The sequence below is a fragment of the Pauljensenia sp. C0170B4 genome (assembly GCF_056590235.1).
Window position 1 is genome coordinate 158,167 of record NZ_JBWPVS010000002.1, and the last position, 18,815, is coordinate 176,981.

Below are 18,815 nucleotides of genomic sequence, written 5' to 3' on the forward strand. Positions count from 1 at the left end.
ATGCTCAATTTGTTATCTGTGATCTCCTAAGCATCTGCCAGGCGCTGCGAGACGACGGTTGTGACCCCGTCACGCATCGTCACGCCGTAGAGCGCATCAGCGATTTCCATCGTGCGTTTCTGGTGGGTGATAACAATCAGCTGGCTTTCTTCCTGCAGCTCCCGGAAGATTTCGAGCAATCGCGTCAGGTTCACATCGTCGAGGGCGGCCTCAACCTCGTCCATGACATAGAACGGTGAGGGACGCGCCTTGAAGATGGCGATGAGGAATGCCAGAGCTGCCAGGGAGCGTTCTCCGCCGGACAGCAGTGACAGGCGCTTGACCTTCTTGCCCGCCGGCCTGGCTTCGATCTCGATGCCCGTTGTCAGCATCGAATCTGGATCCGTCAGCGTCAGGTTGCCCTCGCCGTTGGGGAAAAGGACCTCGAAGGTGTGGGCAAACTGTTCGCGCGTGTCGTTAAACGCGGTGGTGAATGCGTCTTCGACCAGGCGATCGACGTCGTCAATGATATGCAGCAAATCGGCTTTCGACGATTTCAGATCATTGACCTGGGAAACCAGGAATTCGTGGCGCTTGGACAGTGCTTCGTGTTCCTCCAGTGCCAGTGGGTTCACGCGGCCAAGTTTTGCCAGGTCACGTTCAGCAGCCGCCAGTGCCTTTTCCTGTTCGGGGCGCGAAAAGGCAGTCGGGTCGCCCTCGCCTGAAAAATCCGGCACGAGGTTATGGGGGCCGAATTCTTCGATGAGCTGGTCAGCTTCCAGGCTGAGTTCCTCCATCGACCGGGCGGTCGCCTGTTCCAAGCGCATCATGGTCTGTGCACGTGCGATTTCGTCCTGGTGTGCCAGGCCGGTGATCTCGGCAATTTCAGCATTGACGGCATCGAGCGCGGCGCGCAATTCGATGCGCTCATGGCTTGACTGCTGACGCAGTGATTCAGCTTCGGCGCGCAGGTGTTCCCAGTGCTCAACGATTCGAGCGGCAACGTCCACGCCGTACTGAGCCTGTTCGGCAACGCGTTGGGCAATGAGCAGCTTGCGCCGGCGCTGGTCCTCACGTTGGGCGTATCGGCTGCGCTCCTCACGGCTGCGCGCTGCTGCCTGCCTGAGAGCTCGAGCCCTTCCTCCGCTTTGTCTCGACCGTTCTTCATTGGTGCGAAGTTCCAGACGCGTGGCCGTCTCATGTTCGCGAGCTTCGCGGGCTATGCGCGCGGCTTCGCCTGCTCTCTGTTGAGCCGGCTCAGCGTCGGGAGCCGGTTCCATGTCTTTGGAGGTGCTCAGCCGCTCGTCGGCGGTATCCACCTGGCTGCGTGCCCATTGAACATGCTCGGCGACTTTACGTGCGGTCGCCTCGCACCTTTGTGTCTCTGCCTGAGCAGCCTTGGCTGCCGACTGGGCGCGCGCGTATGCTTCAGCGAGCTTTGCGCGCTGCGAGTCCTGGGCACGCAAGGCTTTGAGCGCTTCGTTGGCAGCGCGGATCGCCTGATCGAGTACCTTATTTGCGTGAACCAGCTGTTCAGAGGCCTTCTGTTCGTCATCGAGGGCGTGGCGCGCTCCCTCAACGGCCTGTTCGTACTGAGCGCGCACACTCAACACCGAGGAAGTGGAGTGGCCAGATCCGATCAGTGACTCCCCCGTGACAACATCACCGTTGGACGTGACCACTGTTCGAACGTCGGGATGCTCCAGCAAGTCCTGCACTTCGTCGAGATCCCGGCACACGACGACGCTTTCGAGCAGCTTCGTGACGCTGCGCGAAACCGAGTGCGCGTGGGTGATGACGTCCAGCGCCCAGCGCGCTCCAGACGGAAGGGGACCACGTGGCTGCGGTTCCACCTCGTTATTGCCGTCGCCGTCACCGGCGCGCATCATGCGCATCTGTCCTTGTTGGTGTTCGCGGGCGTGACGCAGGCAGTCTATTCCGTTCGCCGTTCCGTCGACGATCGCGGCATCAGCCAGTGGGAACAGTGCTGCGGCAATGGCATCTTCCCAGCCCGGCTCAATGGTCAAGGCTTCAGGGACCGTTCCGAGGACACCGGAGCGGCCTGCCAATGTCGAAGTTGCGTCGTCGGGTGCGAGCTGCTCAGCCAACGTGTCACGGCGCGACTCCCACCTGGCTCGCTCGGCGCGTGCTTCCCGCTCACGCGCCACCAAAGCGTCAACCTGACTTCGGGCTTCATCGCGTTTGACGGAAGCCTGCGAGTGGTTGCGCGCAGCAGTGTCTTCGCTACCCTCGCCATCGGGAGCAGGCGTCTTTCGGAGGGCTTTCTCGGCTTCCTCCTGACGTTTGCGCGCGGCGCGCACCAGTTCTTCTGCTCGATTTTCCTCAGCTTCGGCAGCTACGAGGCGTGAGCGCGCAGATTCGACGTCGCCTGTCAGACGTGCGATCTTCTCACGTCGATCCGCTATCTGGCGCGTGATGCCGGACAGCGTCCCGTGGGCTTCTTCATCACGCTGCTCCGCCTCCTCACGAGCACTGATAGCCTCCTGCAGGCGCCGTCGGCACTCTTCTACTGTGCGCAGAAGCTCGGCGTCCTCGGCACTGGCCTCATCGGCACGCCTGTCCAGTTCGTCAGGATCGTCACCGGAGGGCGCATCAAGTGGACGTTCGAGGGAGGCAATCTTGTCGCGGGCCATCAGAACTGTTGCGCGCAAGGACTCCCCGATCGCAGTGAGGTCACGCCAAGCGGTATTCGCCTCAGTCAAACGCGGATCGGCTTCGCGTTCGCGCTGTTCACAAAGTTGAATACTTTCTGTCAGCTCGCGCGCGTGAACACGCAATTCCTGAGTCTTCTGGGTACGCACCTGGTCGGATTCGTCGTGCGCATTCAGGCGGTCGCGAAGGTCAACGATCTCATCTGCAATCAGGCGTGCCTTTGCGTCACGAACACGAGCCTGTATCGATTGTGCACGGCGGGCCGTTGCAGCCTGGCGTGCCAGTGGGCCAAGCTGGCGGTGGATTTCCTGCGTGAGGTCGAGGACCCTCACCAGATTCTGATCCATTTGCTCAAGCTTGCGCAGGGCGCGTTCCTTACGTCGGCGATGCTTGAGAACACCGGCGGCTTCTTCGATGAAACCTCGACGTTCCTCAGGTGTTGACGAAAGGATCTGATCGAGTTGTCCCTGACCCACGATGACATGCATCTGCCTGCCCATACCCGTGTCGGACAGGAGTTCCTGAACATCGAGCAGGCGCGCTGGGGTGCCGTTGATGGCATACTCTGATCCCCCACCGCGGAACAATGTGCGCGAGATCGTCACTTCTGAGTAGTCGATGGGCAGGGCCCGATCGGTGTTGTCGATGGTCAGATCAACTTGAGCACGCCCCAACGGTGCTCGCGAGGATGTTCCGGCGAAGATGATGTCCGCCATCTGTCCACCGCGCAACGTTTTGGCACCTTGTTCGCCCATGACCCAGGCAAGAGCATCGACGACGTTCGATTTGCCCGACCCGTTCGGGCCGACTACACACGTGATGCCGGGTTCTAAACGCAGCGTTGTCGCCGAAGCAAAGGATTTAAAGCCTCGTAACGTTAAATTTTTCAGGTGCACGTCTTTAAGAATACGTAAAAAGGCAGTTAAGCGTGCATTGCATCGTCGGCAAGCTCCGGGAACCACAGGGCAATCTCGCGTTGGGCAGAGTGCGGCGAATCTGATCCGTGCACGATATTTTCCGCGGTTGCGCGTCCCCACGCGCGGCCCAAGTCGCCACGGATTGTTCCTGGCTCGGCGTCAGTCGGGTCGGTTGAGCCGATTAGTCGGCGCACTCCGTCGACAACGCGTGTCCCTTCGACAACGGCAGCCACGAGCGGTCCAGACGACATGAATTCGATCAATGCAGGGTAGAAATGGCGATGGCGGTGTTCATGGTAATGTTCCTGAAGCAATTCTTCAGAGGCTTGCTGAACTTTCAGACCAACCAGCTTGTATCCCTTTGATTCAATCCGTCGCAGCACTTCGCCTGTCAATCCTCGCCTGTATCCATCAGGCTTGACCAGCACCAGTGTGCGTTCATGGGAGCCGTCTGTGCGTTCGTGTGCCGACATAGCATTCCCCCTCGTAGATGATCGTGCACTTCATGCAGCCTTTCGGCCACTAGGTCAAAAGACCTACATTATTATGCAGTCACTCTTCGAGCTTGTCGACCAGTGCATCTATTGCTTCCTGTGCCTGCGGTCCTGTGGCACGCAGCTGCACAATGTCACCCTGACGCACTCCCAGCGCCATCACTTCCAACGCTGACCCTGCATCGGCTCCGTTGACGAATACTTCTGCATCGAATGAGCCAGCTAAGCGAGCCAACAATGCAGCCGGACGCGCATGGAGCCCTACCGGGTCGGCCACTCGCGCAGTTGCCGTCACAACGTGGTCAGCGGTGTCTTCGTTTTCGTGAATCACGACGCGTCCCACCGGGGAGGCGGCAGAACGCGGCGTGTCAGGAGCGCCAGCCCGTTCAGCTGCGGCGCGCACCTCACTGCGACTACTGCCTGATTGCGCACTGATCGCAGCAGCAATGGTGCCTTCAACGAGTGGAGCATGCGCGTGTTCCAACGCCTCGAAGTCTTCCATTTCCTGGACGGATTCCACGGTCAGATCTGCTGAGCCCATGTCGGTCAGACACACGACGCCTGCACCGTCATGGCCGGTCTCGATTGCTCCGAGTGCGCGGGTAATCGCAGAGGCAACCTTGTCGTAGGAGGTGCCCAGCGAGCCGTCCTGAATTCCCCCCGCGCATTCGATGTGCACGTCGGGTGCCATCTGCTCTGCTACTTCCCGCACGCCCCTCGCCAGGAGGTCACTGTGGGACACGATTACGAGGGCGACTCTTGAGCTCATCGGTTATCCACCGACTTTGCGCCCTTAGCCGCAGCTCGAATAATCATCGCTGAGGAGGCGGCTCCAGGATCGCGGTGGCCTACTGAGCGCGGCCCCAGATATGATGCGCGCCCCTTCGCGGCCTGCATGTCGATCGTGGCTTCAACGCCTTCTTCGGCAGCGCGCGCGGCGGCCTCGAGAATCTCGCAGATCGGGCGCTCCACTTTGGCAGCATCATGAGCGGCGCGAGCGGCCGGTGCCCACGCATCGACCATCGTCTTTTCGCCTTCTTCTGCCTTGCCTCGGGCCTGGATGCCTTCCAATGCTGCGTCGAACATGGCCACCACGTCCCGGGCGGAGATTTCCTGTCCTGTCAGTGCCTGTGATGCGCGCAGGAACGCTGTGCCATACAGTGGGCCGGCAGCTCCGCCAACCGTGGACATCAGGGTCTTCGCAACTGTTTTGAGCAGGGCCGCTGCAGCTTCGTGCGCATGGTCATCGGACTCCATCGCGTCGCGAACGGCACTGAAACCGCGATCCATATTCTCACCGTGGTCGCCATCCCCGATGTGTCGATCCAGGTCAATCAGATATTCTCTGTTGTCTGCGATCGTGTGCACAGCAGTCATCATCCATTCGCGGATCCACTGCTCGTTTAGCGTCTCACTCATCTATGCTCCTGATGTCATTTCCAGGCCGGCGTGCATACGGGAGCATCGAAAAGCTCCACGATGTCGTTGTCCGCCCGTAATAGGGTAACCGAAACACCCGGCATTTCCAGTGACGTCACGTAGTCACCGACAAGGCTGCGTGCCAGATTGATTCCGTCACGCTGCAGCAATTCGGCCACGTGACGGTACACAATGTACAGCTCGCTGAGCGGGGTTCCGCCCATGCCGTTGACCAGCGCAATCACGGATTCGCCTGCTTCGAGGGCCAGATCGGAGCGAACCTTGTCGTAAAGTTCCTCAGTCAGCGTGTCCGCAGTTTCCATCTGACCGCGCCGGTATCCCGGTTCGCCGTGGATTCCGATCCCCAGTTCAATCTCGTTGTCACCCAGTTCAAAGGACGGGCGTCCTGCATGTGGCACGGTGCAGGGCCCCAGTGCCAATCCCATCGATCGGACATTGTCGATCACGTGCTGAGCGATGCGGGTGACAGTGTCCAGATCGTCTCCGCGTTCGGCTGCTGCGCCAGCGATCTTCTCCACTAGAACCGTGCCTGCCACGCCCCGTCGTCCGGCTGTATAAAGCGAGTCCTCCACTGCGACATCATCATTGACGGTAACGGTGGCAACGTCGATGTCGTCCATCTGCACCAGTTCGGCAGCGGTTTCAAAGTTGAGGACATCGCCCGTGTAGTTCTTGACGATGAACAGCACGCCCGCTCCGCGTTCGACAGCCAATGCGGCCTGCGCGATCGGGTCAGGTGTCGGTGACGTGAACACGGCACCGGGCACAGCGGCATCCAGCATGCCTTTCCCAACGTATCCCGCATGTAATGGTTCGTGGCCCGACCCACCACCAGAGACGATGGCAACCTTCCCCTGATCCTTCGCCTGTGCACGAGTGACATAGGCTGGATTCGTATGGACGGTGACGAGGTCGGCGTACACACCACCGAAGCCTTGCAGAGCCTGCTCAACTACTTGATGAACGTCGTTGACCAGTTTTTTCACCAGTGCCTCCTTGAACCAATCAATCTCACATCCATGGTGCCATCCTTCATGGATTTTAACCACGGAAACGGCGACACTCGTGGAAGTCAGCGGCCGTTAGCCTGGGAGACGATCTGCGTGGCCTGCCCTGCCAGTACAATCGAGCCGAACACGATGACGGCCACATTTTCACCCGGCTCAGCGCGTGTTTCCACACGGGTGGCAGCTTCCGCTATTGCTTCGGCGATGTCAGGAATCCGACTCACCCTCGTATCATCGAAGACATCCTCAGCAATGGCCTGCACGTCGTCGAGTTCCATCGCCCGCTCAGAATCCATCTGGGTGACGATCAGCTCGTCCATCACGGGTTCAACTTCGCCGAGCATCGTGTCCACGTCCTTATCCGCCATCGCCGCGAACACGCCGACCACGTGAGCCAGACCGAGATCGTCGATGGCGGCGCGAACGGTACGCGCACCTGCCGGGTTGTGGGCTCCATCCACGATGATCATGGGTGAGCGTCGCACGACCTGCAGCCTGCCCGGTGATGTCACTGCACCGAATGCCTGCTCGACCACCTGCGCGTCCAATGCGCGCTCACCGATGAACGCTTCCACACCTGCCAAAGCGGCCGCGGCATTGTGCGCCTGGTGCTCGCCATGAAGGGGAAGGAAAATATCGGTGTACATCGCATGCGGAGTGCGCAGTGACATGAGCTGCCCGCCTACTGCCCTTTCACGAGTCACGACCTCAAAGTCTGTGCCCTCCACCAGGAGGCGCGCACCCACCTGGTCGGCGCGCTCGCGCAGAATCTCGAGCACCTCGTCACGCTGGTGGGCAACAACAGTGATCTGGCCGGGTTTGATGATGCCGGCCTTTTCATGGGCAATGTCCGTGACCGTCTTGCCCAGCCACTTTTGGTGATCAACGTCGATCGGCATAATGACACCGACCTGACCGTCCACCACGTTGGTGGAATCCCACGTGCCTCCCATACCGACTTCCACCACAGCCGCGTCGACCGGATAGTCTGCGAATGCAGCCAACGCCATGACAGTGAAAACTTCGAAGAACGACAGTGTCGGGCCACCCTGCTCGATCGAGCTGTGGTCAACCATGTCGATATAGGGCTGCACATCGTGGTAGGCATCAATGAAGGCCCGGTGCGAGATGGGCTCTCCGTCCAGGCAGATGCGTTCGCGAACGTCCAGCAGGTGCGGCGACGTGAAACGGCCCGTGCGCAGGCCCAGCGCTCCCAGCAGGGCATCCATCATGCGTGCAGTTGTCGTTTTGCCATTCGTGCCCGTGATATGCACGCTCGGGTAAGACGTGTGGGGATCGTCCAGAATATCCATCACGCGAGACACGCGCTCCAGGCTGGGTTGGACTTTGTGTTCCGGGGCGCGCGCCACAATTGATTCGTAGATGCGTGCCACTTCCGCGCGTTCCTGGGCAGCCTGCTGCGCGTCGTCGAGCATGCGTTCGTGATCTTCTTCGTCCGAGGGTGTCCCGTCCTCGTCCTCATCTGATTCGATTTCAGCCAGGATCGACGGATCGGGTCCGAGCAGGAGCGAATTCTCTACCAGTGCACGCAATGCCTCGGCTCGCTCCCGGTCTGCCCGATCCGCCGCTTCTTCGGCTTCCTGACGAGCCTGGTCGGCCTGACGGTCCGCCTCAGATGGCTCATCTGCAGCCTCAAGGTAGGGCAGCAAATCCGCAGGAATGCCACTGGGTTCCTCGTCGGAGCCAAAGAAGGCGGGATGGTCACTCATGGAACAGGGTTCTCCTTCAGTTGTCTGCGTGCACGCTGACGTGCGCTGCCAGCGTATCGCCTGGAACGATGGAAACGGACAGCGACAGTGTTTCGTGCGCGATCATGTCTCGATGCGTTTCCGCATCCGCCACGTGTTCCTCTGGCACGGTCAGCTCCAGGTCGATGCGGTCTGAAATATTCAGATCCTCTCGCTTGCGCTCGTCCTGTACGATGCGGATGACGTCGCGCGCGTATCCCTCGGCAGCAAGTTCGGCGGTGATGTCCGTGTCGAGGACGACCACTGTGCCGTCAGCCAGAACGGATGCAACCTCACCTTCTGATGCTTCGACGGTAGTCGACACAGAGAACTGTCCCTCGCCCAGTTGAACGGGCTGCCCGCCCACCTCGACGTTGGGGAACGTCACAGTCTGACCTGATTCGTCCAGCTCCCACTGCCCCTGCTTGTGGGCTGCGAAAAGCTGGGAGGTGACCTTACGGACCTCGGGGGCGAATTCGCGAGGATTCAATGCCAGTTGCGTCGTCACTTTCAGACCGGAGTGATCCGGATCCACTAAAGTGACGTTCTTGACGTTCACTTCACTGGCAATGAGGGAAGCGAAGGGTTCAAGGGAGGGCGCCGCCTCCGAGACGACGGAAAGCTGACGCAGAGGCTGGCGCACGCGCAGATTATGCGTCTTGCGCAATGCGTGAGCACCTGATACGGCCTGACGCACTGCATCCATCACGGCGACCAGTTCGTCGTTGCGCACTGCCTCGGGCATTGTCGGCCAGTCCTGCAAGTGGACCGATTCTCCACCTGTGAGTGCCCGCCAGATTTCCTCGGTCAGCAGGGGCAACAACGGGGCAGTAACCTCGCACAGGGTCACCAGGGCTGATGACAATGTGTCACATGCGCGCGCATCTTCATCCCAGAAGCGCTGACGCTGAGTGCGCACATACCAGTTCGTCAGAACATCCATATGATCCTGAACCAGTGAACACGCCGTGCCGATATCGTACGCATCCAAAGCGGTGCGAACAGCGTCAGCCAGTGACTGGGTGCGTGCCAGCAGGTAGCGATCCATGACGTCGAGGCCGTCAAGCACTTTCGGATCGTCCAAGGCCAGCGGCTCAGCCACATATCCATTGCCATGATCGGACGCACCTGCGTACAGGGCGAGGAAGTGGTAGGCATTCCACAGAGGAAGCAGGATCTGGCGCACCGTGTCGCGGATGCCACCCTCGTGAACAATGAGGTTACCGCCGCGCACAACCGGTGAGCTCATGAGGAACCACCGCATCGCGTCGGACCCGTACTCATCGAAGACGCGGTTGACGTCCGGGAAGTTGCGCAAGGACTTGCTCATCTTGCGGCCATCGTCGCCCAGCACGATTCCGTGGGAGACGCAGTGCGTGAATGCGGGCCGGTCAAACAGTGCGGTGGCCAGAACATGAAGTGTGTAGAACCAGCCGCGGGTCTGCCCGATGTACTCGACAATAAAGTCGCCCGGGTAGTGGCTTTCGAACCAGTCGCGGTTTTCAAACGGGTAGTGCACCTGGGCGTACGGCATGGAGCCCGACTCGAACCAGCAGTCGAACACATCGCTGATGCGGTGCATTGTGGATGTGCCGGTCGGGTCGTCGGGGTTTGGTCGCGTCAGCGTGTCGATGAATGGGCGGTGCAGATCGGTGACCTCGACCCCAAAATCAGCTTCGAGGTCCGCAATCGAGCCGTAGACGTCAACGCGGGGGTATTCCGGATTATCTGAGACCCACACGGGGATCGGCGCACCCCAGAAGCGGTTACGCGAAATGGACCAGTCGCGGGCGCCGGCCAGCCAGTTTCCGAAGATCCCGTCCTTGGTGTGCTCAGGTACCCATGTGATCTGCTGGTTGAGCTCCACCATTCGGTCACGGAAAGCACTGACCTTGACGAACCATGAACTGACCGCCTTGTAGATCAACGGTTTACGGCAGCGCCAGCAGTGTGGGTAGGAGTGGGTGAATGAGGATTGACGCACCATCTTCGCACGCACCTCTTCAGGGCGACGTGCGATGGGCCCTGATTGTTCGCGCAGGTGAGCCAGCACGAGTTTGTTCGCGTCGAACACCTGCACGCCTTCGTAGTCGGGCACCTCAAAGGTGAAGCATCCTGCCTCATCGACAGGGACGACAGGCCTGATGCCGACTTCCTGACAGGCGATCATGTCGTCTTCACCAAATGCCGGTGCTGTGTGCACCAGGCCGGTGCCGTCCTCAGTGGTGACGAAGTCGCCAGCGATGATGGTCCATGCGTTCGGTCCGGGCGTCTGGCCTTCAGCGCGGCGTTCATCGGTATCGAAGTAGTCAAAAATCGGTGCATAGCGCCGTCCGACCAGCTCAGAGCCAGGATAGGTGGCTTCGATCGTCGGACCTTCGCCCAGTTCCTTGCTGTAGGACGCCAGCAAGTCATGCGCGATGATGACGCGTTCACCCGCCAGTTCGCCTTCCTGAGGAACAACCGTAACGTATTCGATGTCCGGCCCAACAGTGATGGCGAGATTGGAAGGCAGTGTCCACGGGGTTGTTGTCCAGATCAGGGCCAGCTCGCCGCTTTCCATGCGTAAGCCGACGGTGACCGACTGGTCGGTGCGGTCCTGATAGACGTCGTCATCCATCTTCAGTTCGTGGTTCGACAGCGGGGTGCGATCGTGCCAGCAGTACGGCAGCACGCGGTATCCCTCATATGCCAAACCCTTGTCATACAGCGTCTTGAACGCCCACAGCACCGATTCCATGTAGGTGATGTCAAGAGTCTTGTAGTCGTCGTCGAAGTCGACCCAGCGTGCCTGGCGCGTCACGTAGTCCTGCCATTCATCCGTGTAGCGCAGGACGGAGGATCGGCATTCAGCGTTGAACTTTTCGATGCCCAGTCCGCCTGGTTTGGTGATTTCGGAAACGTCGTCGATACCGAGCAGGCGCTGTGCTTCCAGCTCGGCGGGCAGGCCGTGTGTATCCCATCCGAAGCGTCGCTCCACGCGATGCCCCAGCATCGTCTGGTAGCGGCCGACGATGTCCTTGATGTAGCCGGTCAACAGGTGGCCGTAGTGTGGCAGGCCGTTGGCAAAGGGCGGACCATCATAGAAGACGAATTCATTGTCGCCGCGATTGCCCGCAGCACGCTCATTGACGGACTTGGCGAAAATATCGTGCTCATCCCAGTACTTGAGAGTCGCCTCTTCCATATCTGGGAAAGAGGGGTTACCGGTTGGATGGGTGTTCCCGTTCAGAGGGTAATGTCCCTGCGCCATGATGGTCCTCGTTTCGTCTCCTGCGTAGCAATACAGGGACGGATCCTGGCGTCGCCAGCTTCCGCGGTACCACCCCGTTTGACGCTCGCGCTCCGTTATCAGGATCCCCGAGCGACCACTCGTTTGGGGCTGTGTCGGGCCCACCCGTCCGGTTCTACTGAAGGCCGAAGCCTCGTTCTTCCAGAAGACTCCCCGCTGATATCCCGGAATTTCCGGGTCGGATCATCGCCACTGCCAATAGTAGCCGACTTGAGGCGCAAGGCTCATGCGCGTCCATGTGGCGTTTGCCCTAATTCGACCCGTCTGTTTCGCGGGCGACAAGCGTATTGCTGGCTTGGGCGCGTGGGCGGATAATCATCGAATCGATGTTGACATGCGAGGGCCTGGTCAGGGTCCATACAATCGCATCTGCAATGTCAGCAGCTGTCAGTGGCTCCGCGACGCCCTCGTACACCGAATCGGCGGCTTCCTGTGACTCCAGGCGACGCAGGGAGAATTCCTCCGTTTTGACCATGCCAGGTGCGATCTCAATGATCCGTACCGGCTCGCCTACTAATTCAATGCGCAGAGTATTGGCAATGATACGTTCGGCGTGTTTGGCGGCCACATATCCTCCCCCGCCGGGATAGGTGTCATGGGCGGCTGTCGATGTCAGGAAGACGATGTCGCCGCCGCGCTCACGCATCTGTGGCAGCAGTGCCCGGGTCAGTTGCAGCGTGGTCTTCACATTGATGTCGAACATGTGCTGCCACTTGTCCACAACGGCGTCAGCGATCGTTTCAACCCCTCTGGCCCCTCCAGCACAATTGACGAGGGCATCCACCGCACCTATCTCGTCAGCGAACCTAGCCAGAGCGTCAACCTGGCCTTCATCCACCAGGTCTGCAGCGAAGGGAATGCATCCGCATTCGTGTGCAAGATCTTTCAGACGGTCACCGCGTCTGGCAACAGCAATGATCTCCCAGTTACGGTCACGAAGCTGGCGAACTGTTTCCTGTCCGATGCCACTGGATGCGCCCGTCACGATTGCGCGGCGCGCGGGCTGGCCTGCAGATGGTGAAGTTGTCATAACTCCATTATGGTCTCTTCGGACACGAAAGGAGGTCCGATGGCATCGCGTCAATTCAGTGAGCGGACCACTGTGCGCGCCTGTTATACGGGCTACGTTGTCCACGCGGTCATCAACAACCTGGCTCCCCTGCTGTTCGTCATCTTTAACGAGTAGCTCGATATTTCCGTCGCACAGCTGGCAATCCTGTCATCGTTTAACTTTGGCATCCAATTGCTCACTGATTTCGTCGCGATGTTCATCGTGGACAAGGTCGGCTACAGGCCGCCTATGGTATGCGCCCACGCGGCAGCGACGGTCGGCCTTGTGCTACTGGCGGTACTCCCCCAGGTTGCGTCCGATCCGTACGACAGCTCTCATCTCGCTTATCGGCACGCAGTACTGGTCACTGCTGCCACTGCTGTGGGCGGTCATTCCTGCCGTGAATCTTCTGCTCTTTCTGCGTGTCCCCTTGCCGCCCACTGTGGCCGACGATGATCGCACACTCGTGAAATCACTACTCGGGATGCCCGTTTTCCTCATTGACCGCGGCTCGTTTCCCCGCCGGAGTGCGGCAATGTTCGCGGTACTGGCGCTCGCAAGTGATGCGGGCGGTGCGCTGGGGCCCGGTGCGGCAGGTCAGCTTGCTGCAGCATCGTCCGGTTTCCTCGAGCCGGTCGCACGGTTTCTTCCTGACGATGGCGGGTCGGGATTACGTGTTGCCCTATTGATCAGCGCGGTCGTGCCACTGGTCTTTGCCCTGTGCGTCCCGCTGGTTGCGCCTCGTGGTTGGACTGTTCACAGCGGCAGTGAGCTAGAATAGAGCGAACCTTCAAAGGGTCTCCCTGCAGCTCGCTATACTCAATAAGAATACTTTTTAAAATCAACGGGATAGGACGCTCCGTGAGTGCTTTATATCAACGGGTCTACGATGACATTCGGAACCGCATCGTCCGTGGTGATTTGAAGATCGGCTCACGCCTTCCCCGCGAAGCTCAGCTGCGTGAGCACTATTCCGTCAGTTCCATCACCATTCGCCGCGCACTGGATATGCTGCGCGAGGATGGCTTCATCACGCGTCAGCCTCGCATCGGGACCACGGTCGTGTCGAACACTCCGACCCGCCCTCGCGAAGGGCAGAAAGAACCGCTGATCGGCCTGATTGTCACGAATTTCGACGAGGCGTTCGGTGCGCATATCCTGACCGGAGCATTTGAGGCGTCCTTTGGGACCGCGAATCTGATCGTCAAGTTGACGCGAGGCGAGGCTGGCCGCGAAACCGAAGCGATTCAATCGGTGATCCGGGCGGGCGCGCAGGGCATTATCCTGATGCCACTCATTTCGAAGATGATCAGTCCGGTCGTCCTCAAGCTTGTCGGAGAGCACTTCCCGTTGACGATCCTTGACCGCCACTATCAGACAATTCCGGTAGCTGCGGTGAGCTCGGACCACGAGGCGGGCGCCATTACGGCAACGGAGTATCTCTTTGATGCAGGTCACCGCCATGTTGCCATTATCGGTGCGCCACGAACGGTTACATCCAATGCCGATCGCCACTCCGGCTGGGTTAAGGCACACGCACTGCGCCATATCAGCCTGGATCAGTCACTGTCCTATCACGAGATTCGTTCGACCACACCGGGCACGAACGTGTCGGTGGAAGACGATCAGGTTGAGTTGCGCGCCTTTATTGAGCAGCACCAGGAGGTCACTGCGTTCGTCGCGTGCGAATACAATATTGCGCTAATCTTGCGTGACACCCTCGACGACATGGGTCTGCGCATTCCCGAGGATAAGTCAATTATCTGCTTTGATCACCGTCCAGCTGGTTTCGACCACACACTGTCACGCTTCACTCATATGAAGCAGGAGCAGGAGGAACTGGGTCGACTGGCTGTTGAAACAACGATCCAGCAGATTCGCGAAGGCGCGTCCACGGAGAAGATTTCTTTGCCGTTGACACTGGTGGAAGGCGACACAGTCGCTCGCTTGAACGACTAGTTCTCAACGCGACGATTTTACTGAACCCCTTGACAGACGGTGGGATCAGTGTCACTGTATATTGCACATATTTCGATCAATCATCATGATCTCCAAATACGCATTGATTCGAGGGTGAACAATGAGAATACGCAAGATCGTCCGCTTCCTGACCGCACCGATTATCGCAGCCCTTCTCGCCGTTTTCTGCGTGAGTGCGCCGACGCAGGCTGCGCCGGCAATCCCCGACAAGGCTACGAAAATGTGGAACGCCTTCATCGACAAGTACTGGGATCCAGAAGCCCAATACTTCTATACCTATTCAGACCGCCACGTTCACGCCGGACACCATGCCGGCCCCAGGAACGGTCTGTACACCGATTACTGGTGGGAAGCTCAGCTGTGGAACACCGTGATGGATCGTTACGAGCGAGTGGGCGATGACCAGTCGCGACAGATGATCGATCAGGTCTTCGACGGCTGGCGGGCCTTCTACCCTGACTTTTCACGCAACGAATACAACGACGACATGGGCTGGTGGGCGCAGGGCGCCATCCGCGCATGGAAACTCACCGGTGACGACAAATACCTGACAGAAGCCGTATCGATCTTCGACTTTATCTCGCAGTTCGAAGATGACCATTTCGGAGGCGGCATCTGGTGGAAGAACACCAATGTCGGCAACCCCTACCGCAATGAAAAGAACGTTGCCACCAATGGAACGGCTGCCTGGATTGCAGCTGAACTGTACATGGCTACCGCTGACAGCACGTACAAGGACATCGCGCAGCGTCTGATCGCTTTCCTTGAAGAAGTCTTCTTCAACGGCGGACATCTGAAAGACAACATCAAGGAGGACGGCGTCGTTAACTCCTGGGACTTCACCTACAACAACGGCGCATTTGCCGCTGCGGCTACCCGCCTGTACCAGATCACCAACGATGAAAAATACCTCAACGAGGCTCGCGCAGCATTTGACTGGGCGATCGATAATCTGACCATAGGTGGCATCTTCACTGGAGAGCGGGGCGGCGACGGCCAGGCGTTCAAGGCGATTTTCACCCGCCACCTGCGGGACTACATCAACGTCACCGGCGATGACTCCTATGAGAACTTCCTCAGTGTCAACGCCAGGGCCGCGGCTCAAAACACTGGCCTGAACTCGATCGGATGGACAGACTGGGCCTTCAAGGCTCCCCTGCTCATCACGGAAGCACGCGCGTCAGTGAGCGCCGCATCTGCAGTGTCCATCGTCCATCAAGCGCAACCTGGTTTCACCCATGTTCCATTCCCTGAAGTCGGAACAATCGAAATTGAAAACGGAGCTCATGATGGCATCGACACCGAGGCCAATGGCGAGTACACAGGCCGCGGCTACCTGGCCGGGTGGAACTCGGTCGACACATCAGCCACAGTTGCCTTCCAGTCGAAGTGGGGCGGACTGCACCGCCTGAATATTCGCTATGCAGCAGGAAATGGCGATGCTGCGCGAGCCGTTCTGGTCAACGGTTTCCCCGCTGTCAGTGCACAGATGCCTGCCACCGACGGATGGCAGGACTGGCAGACCGTGTCAATCCCCGTACTGCTGGTACCCGGGACAAATACTGTCGAGCTGAAGTTTGATCGGCTCGTTGCAACGAACTATGCCAACATCGACTCGATCACAATCGAGAAGGGCTAGTCAACGCAAAATTGTGACAGGCTGGTGACGGCGCTCTTCGCACGTCACTGGCCTGTCACCTTTCGTGAAGGGAGCGCGCAGCAGTGCTGTATCAACGCGTCTATGACGATCTACGGGCCGCAATTGAGAGCGGAGAGATTCCCATAGGTTCCACGCTTCCACGAGAATCGGTGCTGCGCGACAAGTACGAAGTTTCCTCCATTACGATTCGGCGCGCTCTGAGCATGCTTCGAGATGATGGCTTTGTTCGTCGACGCCCACGCGTCGGCACGACGGTCATCGCACAGTCACCCCAGCAGGTCTCACCCGCCTCCAAAGATCCCGTCGTGGCTCTCATTATGACCAGCTTCAACGATGCGTTCGGCACCCGCATTGTCGAGGGTGTCCTCGACCGCGCTCAGGACCGTGCGCACATCATGTTGATGCGGACCGGCGGCGACACCAAGAAAGAGCGCGAGGCGATTAAACGCGCGCTGGGCATAGGAGCCCGTGGCCTGATCCTGCTGCCATCCAGCTCGCAGATGATTGATTCATCGGTACTCAAACTTGTCAGCGCCGAATATCCGCTGACCATCATCGACCGACGCTACGACTCGATCCCTGTAGCCGCAGTCACATCAGATCACATGAATGCTGGCATCCAGGCCACCACATGTCTGATTGAAGCCGGGCACCGCCACATAGCTCTCTTTGGTGCCAGCAGGTCACTGACCTCGAATGCCGACCGTCACCGCGGGTGGGTGGCTGCCCATGCCGTCAACGATGTCGCTTTGGATGAATCGCTCGCATGCGATCAGATCACGTCCACGACGCCAGGCAACGCAGGAACACGGAAGGACGATATCAAGCGTATCGGGTCGTTCCTTCGCAACCACCCTGAAGTCACATCTGCGGTTGCATGTGAATTTGCTATCGCGGTGCTCCTTGAAGAAGCGTTAGCCAACCTCGGCAAGTCCATTCCCCGCGACCTGTCGCTCGTGTGCTTTGACGAGCAGCCTTTCGAAACTCTGGGCTCCACGCCACAGCTGACACACATTGCTCAGCAGCAAGAAGAGATCGGGGCGCGCGCCCTGGACGTGACCTTGCAGCAAATCGATGGCGGGGCAACTGCTGACAAGATTGTGCTCCCTACCACTCTCGTACCGGGCAACTCTGTTCGTCCGATCTAATTGAACCGGCGCCACGCACAAAACAAAGAAAAAGAAAGAGCCTCCGGAGCGAACTCCGGAGGCTCTTATCTTGTGACGTTTACTGACCGCCAGTTTCGATCAACTGGTTGACGCCGTCAACGTATTCGGACACTTCCTCGATTGGCTTTTCACCCTTGAGGATCGGTGTCCACACCTGTACTGCCAGGTCACCAGCCTGCGATGCCCACGTGGTTGTCAGGCGAACGCCTGTGGTGTTCTCAACGCCCAGTGAGTATTCCAGGGTGTCTGAGATCGTCGAGCCGGCAAGATCCTTGATCGAATCCAGATAGCCCTGACGCCCGGGCTCGTATGCCGGAGGTGCAACGGGTGTTTGTGCCATAACTTCCGGAATCACTTCAGTTTCGAGGAACTTGGCAACTTCCCAGGTATCATCAGCGTTGGCCGTGCTCTGAGGTGTGCACATGCCGATTGCATCGTAGAACGTGGCAGGAGTGGACTGGCTGGGTAGCGGCGCCCATCCCCACTCAAAGCCCTTCGCATCGTTACCGAATGACTGAGCCAACCACTGGCCGCTCGACATCATCGGCTGCGAGCCTGCAGCAAACAGTGAGGTGGAGTTGTCCAGGTTGAAGTCCGGAGGATTCACCAGGCCGTCTCCAATGGCCTTCACCAGCTTGTCGAGGCCCTCCATGAATTTGTCATCGGCCACGGCTTTCGTCGGATTGTTGACATCGTCAACAAACGGTTGGCCACCTGCTGACATCGCGTACTGTCCCATCGCGACCGGGCCACTCGTGCTGGTCAGGCCATCAAGGAGCAGCGGGTAGGTTGACCCGCCGGCACCCTTCAAAGCGGCGGCAGCTGAGTAGAGGTCATCCCACGTCCAGTCCTGCGTGGGCAGAGGAACGTTGTTTTCTTCAAACAGCGTCTGGTTGTACCAGATACCTGTGACGTTAATCAGTGAGGGCAGGCCGCCAATACCGTTCTCGGGAGTCTTCCACGTATCGAGGAAGCCCAGCTCGCCTTCCTTAAAGTCGGACGCAATCTTGTCGGTCCAGTCTGTCAGGATTCCCATCTTGGTGTACTGCTGCTCAGTATCGTTACCGCACCAGAAGATATCGGGCAGTTTCTGGGCCTGAGCCAGTGAACCAAGTTTCTGCGAGTAGTCGCCGGAAGGTGCGTCAACACGGTTGATTGTGATGTCCGGGTTGTCCCACTTTTCTGCCACGATCTTGTCGAACAAGTTGTTGGTTTCGATGGATTCCCACGTCATGTAGTTGACGGTGCCTTCAGCTGATGCGGGCGGTTCACCGCTTTCGCCGGATTCACTGCCTCCTGAGCTGCAGGCAACCATGGTGAGCGGAAGGGCGATGGCTGTGCCGATAGCGGCCATCCCCCGTCCTGTGCGTCGGATTGTCATCGTCGACTCCTTTCATATTTCCTG

Annotated in this window: 13 protein-coding genes; 4 read left to right on the plus strand and 9 right to left on the minus strand. The window is 59.0% G+C overall.

Annotation, left to right across the window (positions count from 1 at the left end):
* Positions 1–26: 26 nt before the first annotated feature.
* The 8 genes from smc to AC1EJ1_RS03260 all read right to left on the minus strand — a co-directional run bounded on the left by smc (position 27) and on the right by AC1EJ1_RS03260 (position 12,580).
* Positions 27–3,548: a chromosome segregation protein SMC gene (gene smc / locus AC1EJ1_RS03225; RefSeq protein ID WP_058236705.1), complete on the minus strand. Its 3,522-nt coding sequence runs from the start codon at positions 3,546–3,548 to the stop codon at positions 27–29.
* Between the two features lie 26 nt (positions 3,549–3,574).
* On the minus strand, positions 3,575–4,042 hold the full coding sequence (gene ndk, locus AC1EJ1_RS03230; protein WP_058236704.1) for a nucleoside-diphosphate kinase: 468 nt from the start codon (positions 4,040–4,042) through the stop codon (positions 3,575–3,577).
* 79 nt (positions 4,043–4,121) lie between these two features.
* Complete coding sequence (gene dhaM, locus AC1EJ1_RS03235; RefSeq protein WP_285014076.1) at positions 4,122–4,832, minus strand: dihydroxyacetone kinase phosphoryl donor subunit DhaM; 711 nt, start codon at positions 4,830–4,832, stop codon at positions 4,122–4,124.
* Positions 4,829–5,482, minus strand: coding sequence for a dihydroxyacetone kinase subunit DhaL (gene dhaL / locus AC1EJ1_RS03240; RefSeq protein WP_480295320.1), 654 nt, complete (start codon positions 5,480–5,482; stop codon positions 4,829–4,831). The genes dhaM and dhaL overlap by 4 nt, the downstream gene beginning before the upstream one ends.
* 14 nt (positions 5,483–5,496) lie before the next feature.
* Positions 5,497–6,489 carry a dihydroxyacetone kinase subunit DhaK gene (gene dhaK, locus AC1EJ1_RS03245; protein ID WP_058236903.1) on the minus strand — a complete coding sequence of 331 codons (993 nt, stop codon included), beginning with the start codon at positions 6,487–6,489 and terminating at the stop codon, positions 5,497–5,499.
* A gap of 86 nt (positions 6,490–6,575) precedes the next feature.
* Positions 6,576–8,240: a bifunctional folylpolyglutamate synthase/dihydrofolate synthase gene (locus tag AC1EJ1_RS03250; RefSeq protein WP_480295321.1), complete on the minus strand. Its 1,665-nt coding sequence runs from the start codon at positions 8,238–8,240 to the stop codon at positions 6,576–6,578.
* 16 nt (positions 8,241–8,256) lie between these two features.
* The gene (gene ileS / locus AC1EJ1_RS03255; RefSeq protein ID WP_092648585.1) at positions 8,257–11,511 is read right to left on the minus strand and encodes an isoleucine--tRNA ligase; all 3,255 of its coding nucleotides are present in this window, start codon (positions 11,509–11,511) and stop codon (positions 8,257–8,259) included.
* A gap of 289 nt (positions 11,512–11,800) precedes the next feature.
* Positions 11,801–12,580, minus strand: coding sequence for an SDR family oxidoreductase (locus tag AC1EJ1_RS03260; RefSeq protein WP_285014078.1), 780 nt, complete (start codon positions 12,578–12,580; stop codon positions 11,801–11,803).
* Positions 12,581–12,911: 331 nt separating this feature from the next.
* Between AC1EJ1_RS03260 and AC1EJ1_RS03265 the strand changes: the two genes are divergently transcribed.
* The 4 genes from AC1EJ1_RS03265 (at position 12,912) to AC1EJ1_RS03280 (ending at position 17,389) form a co-directional block, all read left to right on the plus strand.
* Positions 12,912–13,382, plus strand: coding sequence for a hypothetical protein (locus tag AC1EJ1_RS03265; RefSeq protein WP_285014079.1), 471 nt, complete (start codon positions 12,912–12,914; stop codon positions 13,380–13,382).
* Positions 13,383–13,462: 80 nt separating this feature from the next.
* Complete coding sequence (locus tag AC1EJ1_RS03270; protein ID WP_480295322.1) at positions 13,463–14,560, plus strand: GntR family transcriptional regulator; 1,098 nt, start codon at positions 13,463–13,465, stop codon at positions 14,558–14,560.
* A 121-nt stretch (positions 14,561–14,681) separates the two neighbouring features.
* Positions 14,682–16,220, plus strand: coding sequence for a glycoside hydrolase family 76 protein (locus AC1EJ1_RS03275; RefSeq protein WP_285014081.1), 1,539 nt, complete (start codon positions 14,682–14,684; stop codon positions 16,218–16,220).
* A gap of 83 nt (positions 16,221–16,303) precedes the next feature.
* Positions 16,304–17,389 carry a GntR family transcriptional regulator gene (locus tag AC1EJ1_RS03280; RefSeq protein ID WP_285014082.1) on the plus strand — a complete coding sequence of 362 codons (1,086 nt, stop codon included), beginning with the start codon at positions 16,304–16,306 and terminating at the stop codon, positions 17,387–17,389.
* Positions 17,390–17,468: 79 nt separating this feature from the next.
* On the opposite strand, the gene AC1EJ1_RS03285 is transcribed toward AC1EJ1_RS03280, so the two are convergent.
* The gene (locus AC1EJ1_RS03285) at positions 17,469–18,791 is read right to left on the minus strand and encodes an ABC transporter substrate-binding protein (RefSeq protein ID WP_285014083.1); all 1,323 of its coding nucleotides are present in this window, start codon (positions 18,789–18,791) and stop codon (positions 17,469–17,471) included.
* Positions 18,792–18,815 lie beyond the last annotated feature (24 nt).

Coding starts and splice junctions, on each gene's coding strand:
- AC1EJ1_RS03250 (WP_480295321.1), bottom strand. CDS start 8,240: ATGAGTGACCATCCCGCCTTCTTTGGCTCCGACGAGGAACCCAGTGGC.
- AC1EJ1_RS03285 (WP_285014083.1), bottom strand. CDS start 18,791: ATGACAATCCGACGCACAGGACGGGGGATGGCCGCTATCGGCACAGCC.
- AC1EJ1_RS03260 (WP_285014078.1), bottom strand. CDS start 12,580: ATGACAACTTCACCATCTGCAGGCCAGCCCGCGCGCCGCGCAATCGTG.
- dhaM (WP_285014076.1), bottom strand. CDS start 4,832: ATGAGCTCAAGAGTCGCCCTCGTAATCGTGTCCCACAGTGACCTCCTG.
- ileS (WP_092648585.1), bottom strand. CDS start 11,511: ATGGCGCAGGGACATTACCCTCTGAACGGGAACACCCATCCAACCGGT.
- dhaL (WP_480295320.1), bottom strand. CDS start 5,482: ATGAGTGAGACGCTAAACGAGCAGTGGATCCGCGAATGGATGATGACT.
- AC1EJ1_RS03275 (WP_285014081.1), top strand. CDS start 14,682: ATGAGAATACGCAAGATCGTCCGCTTCCTGACCGCACCGATTATCGCA.
- ndk (WP_058236704.1), bottom strand. CDS start 4,042: ATGTCGGCACACGAACGCACAGACGGCTCCCATGAACGCACACTGGTG.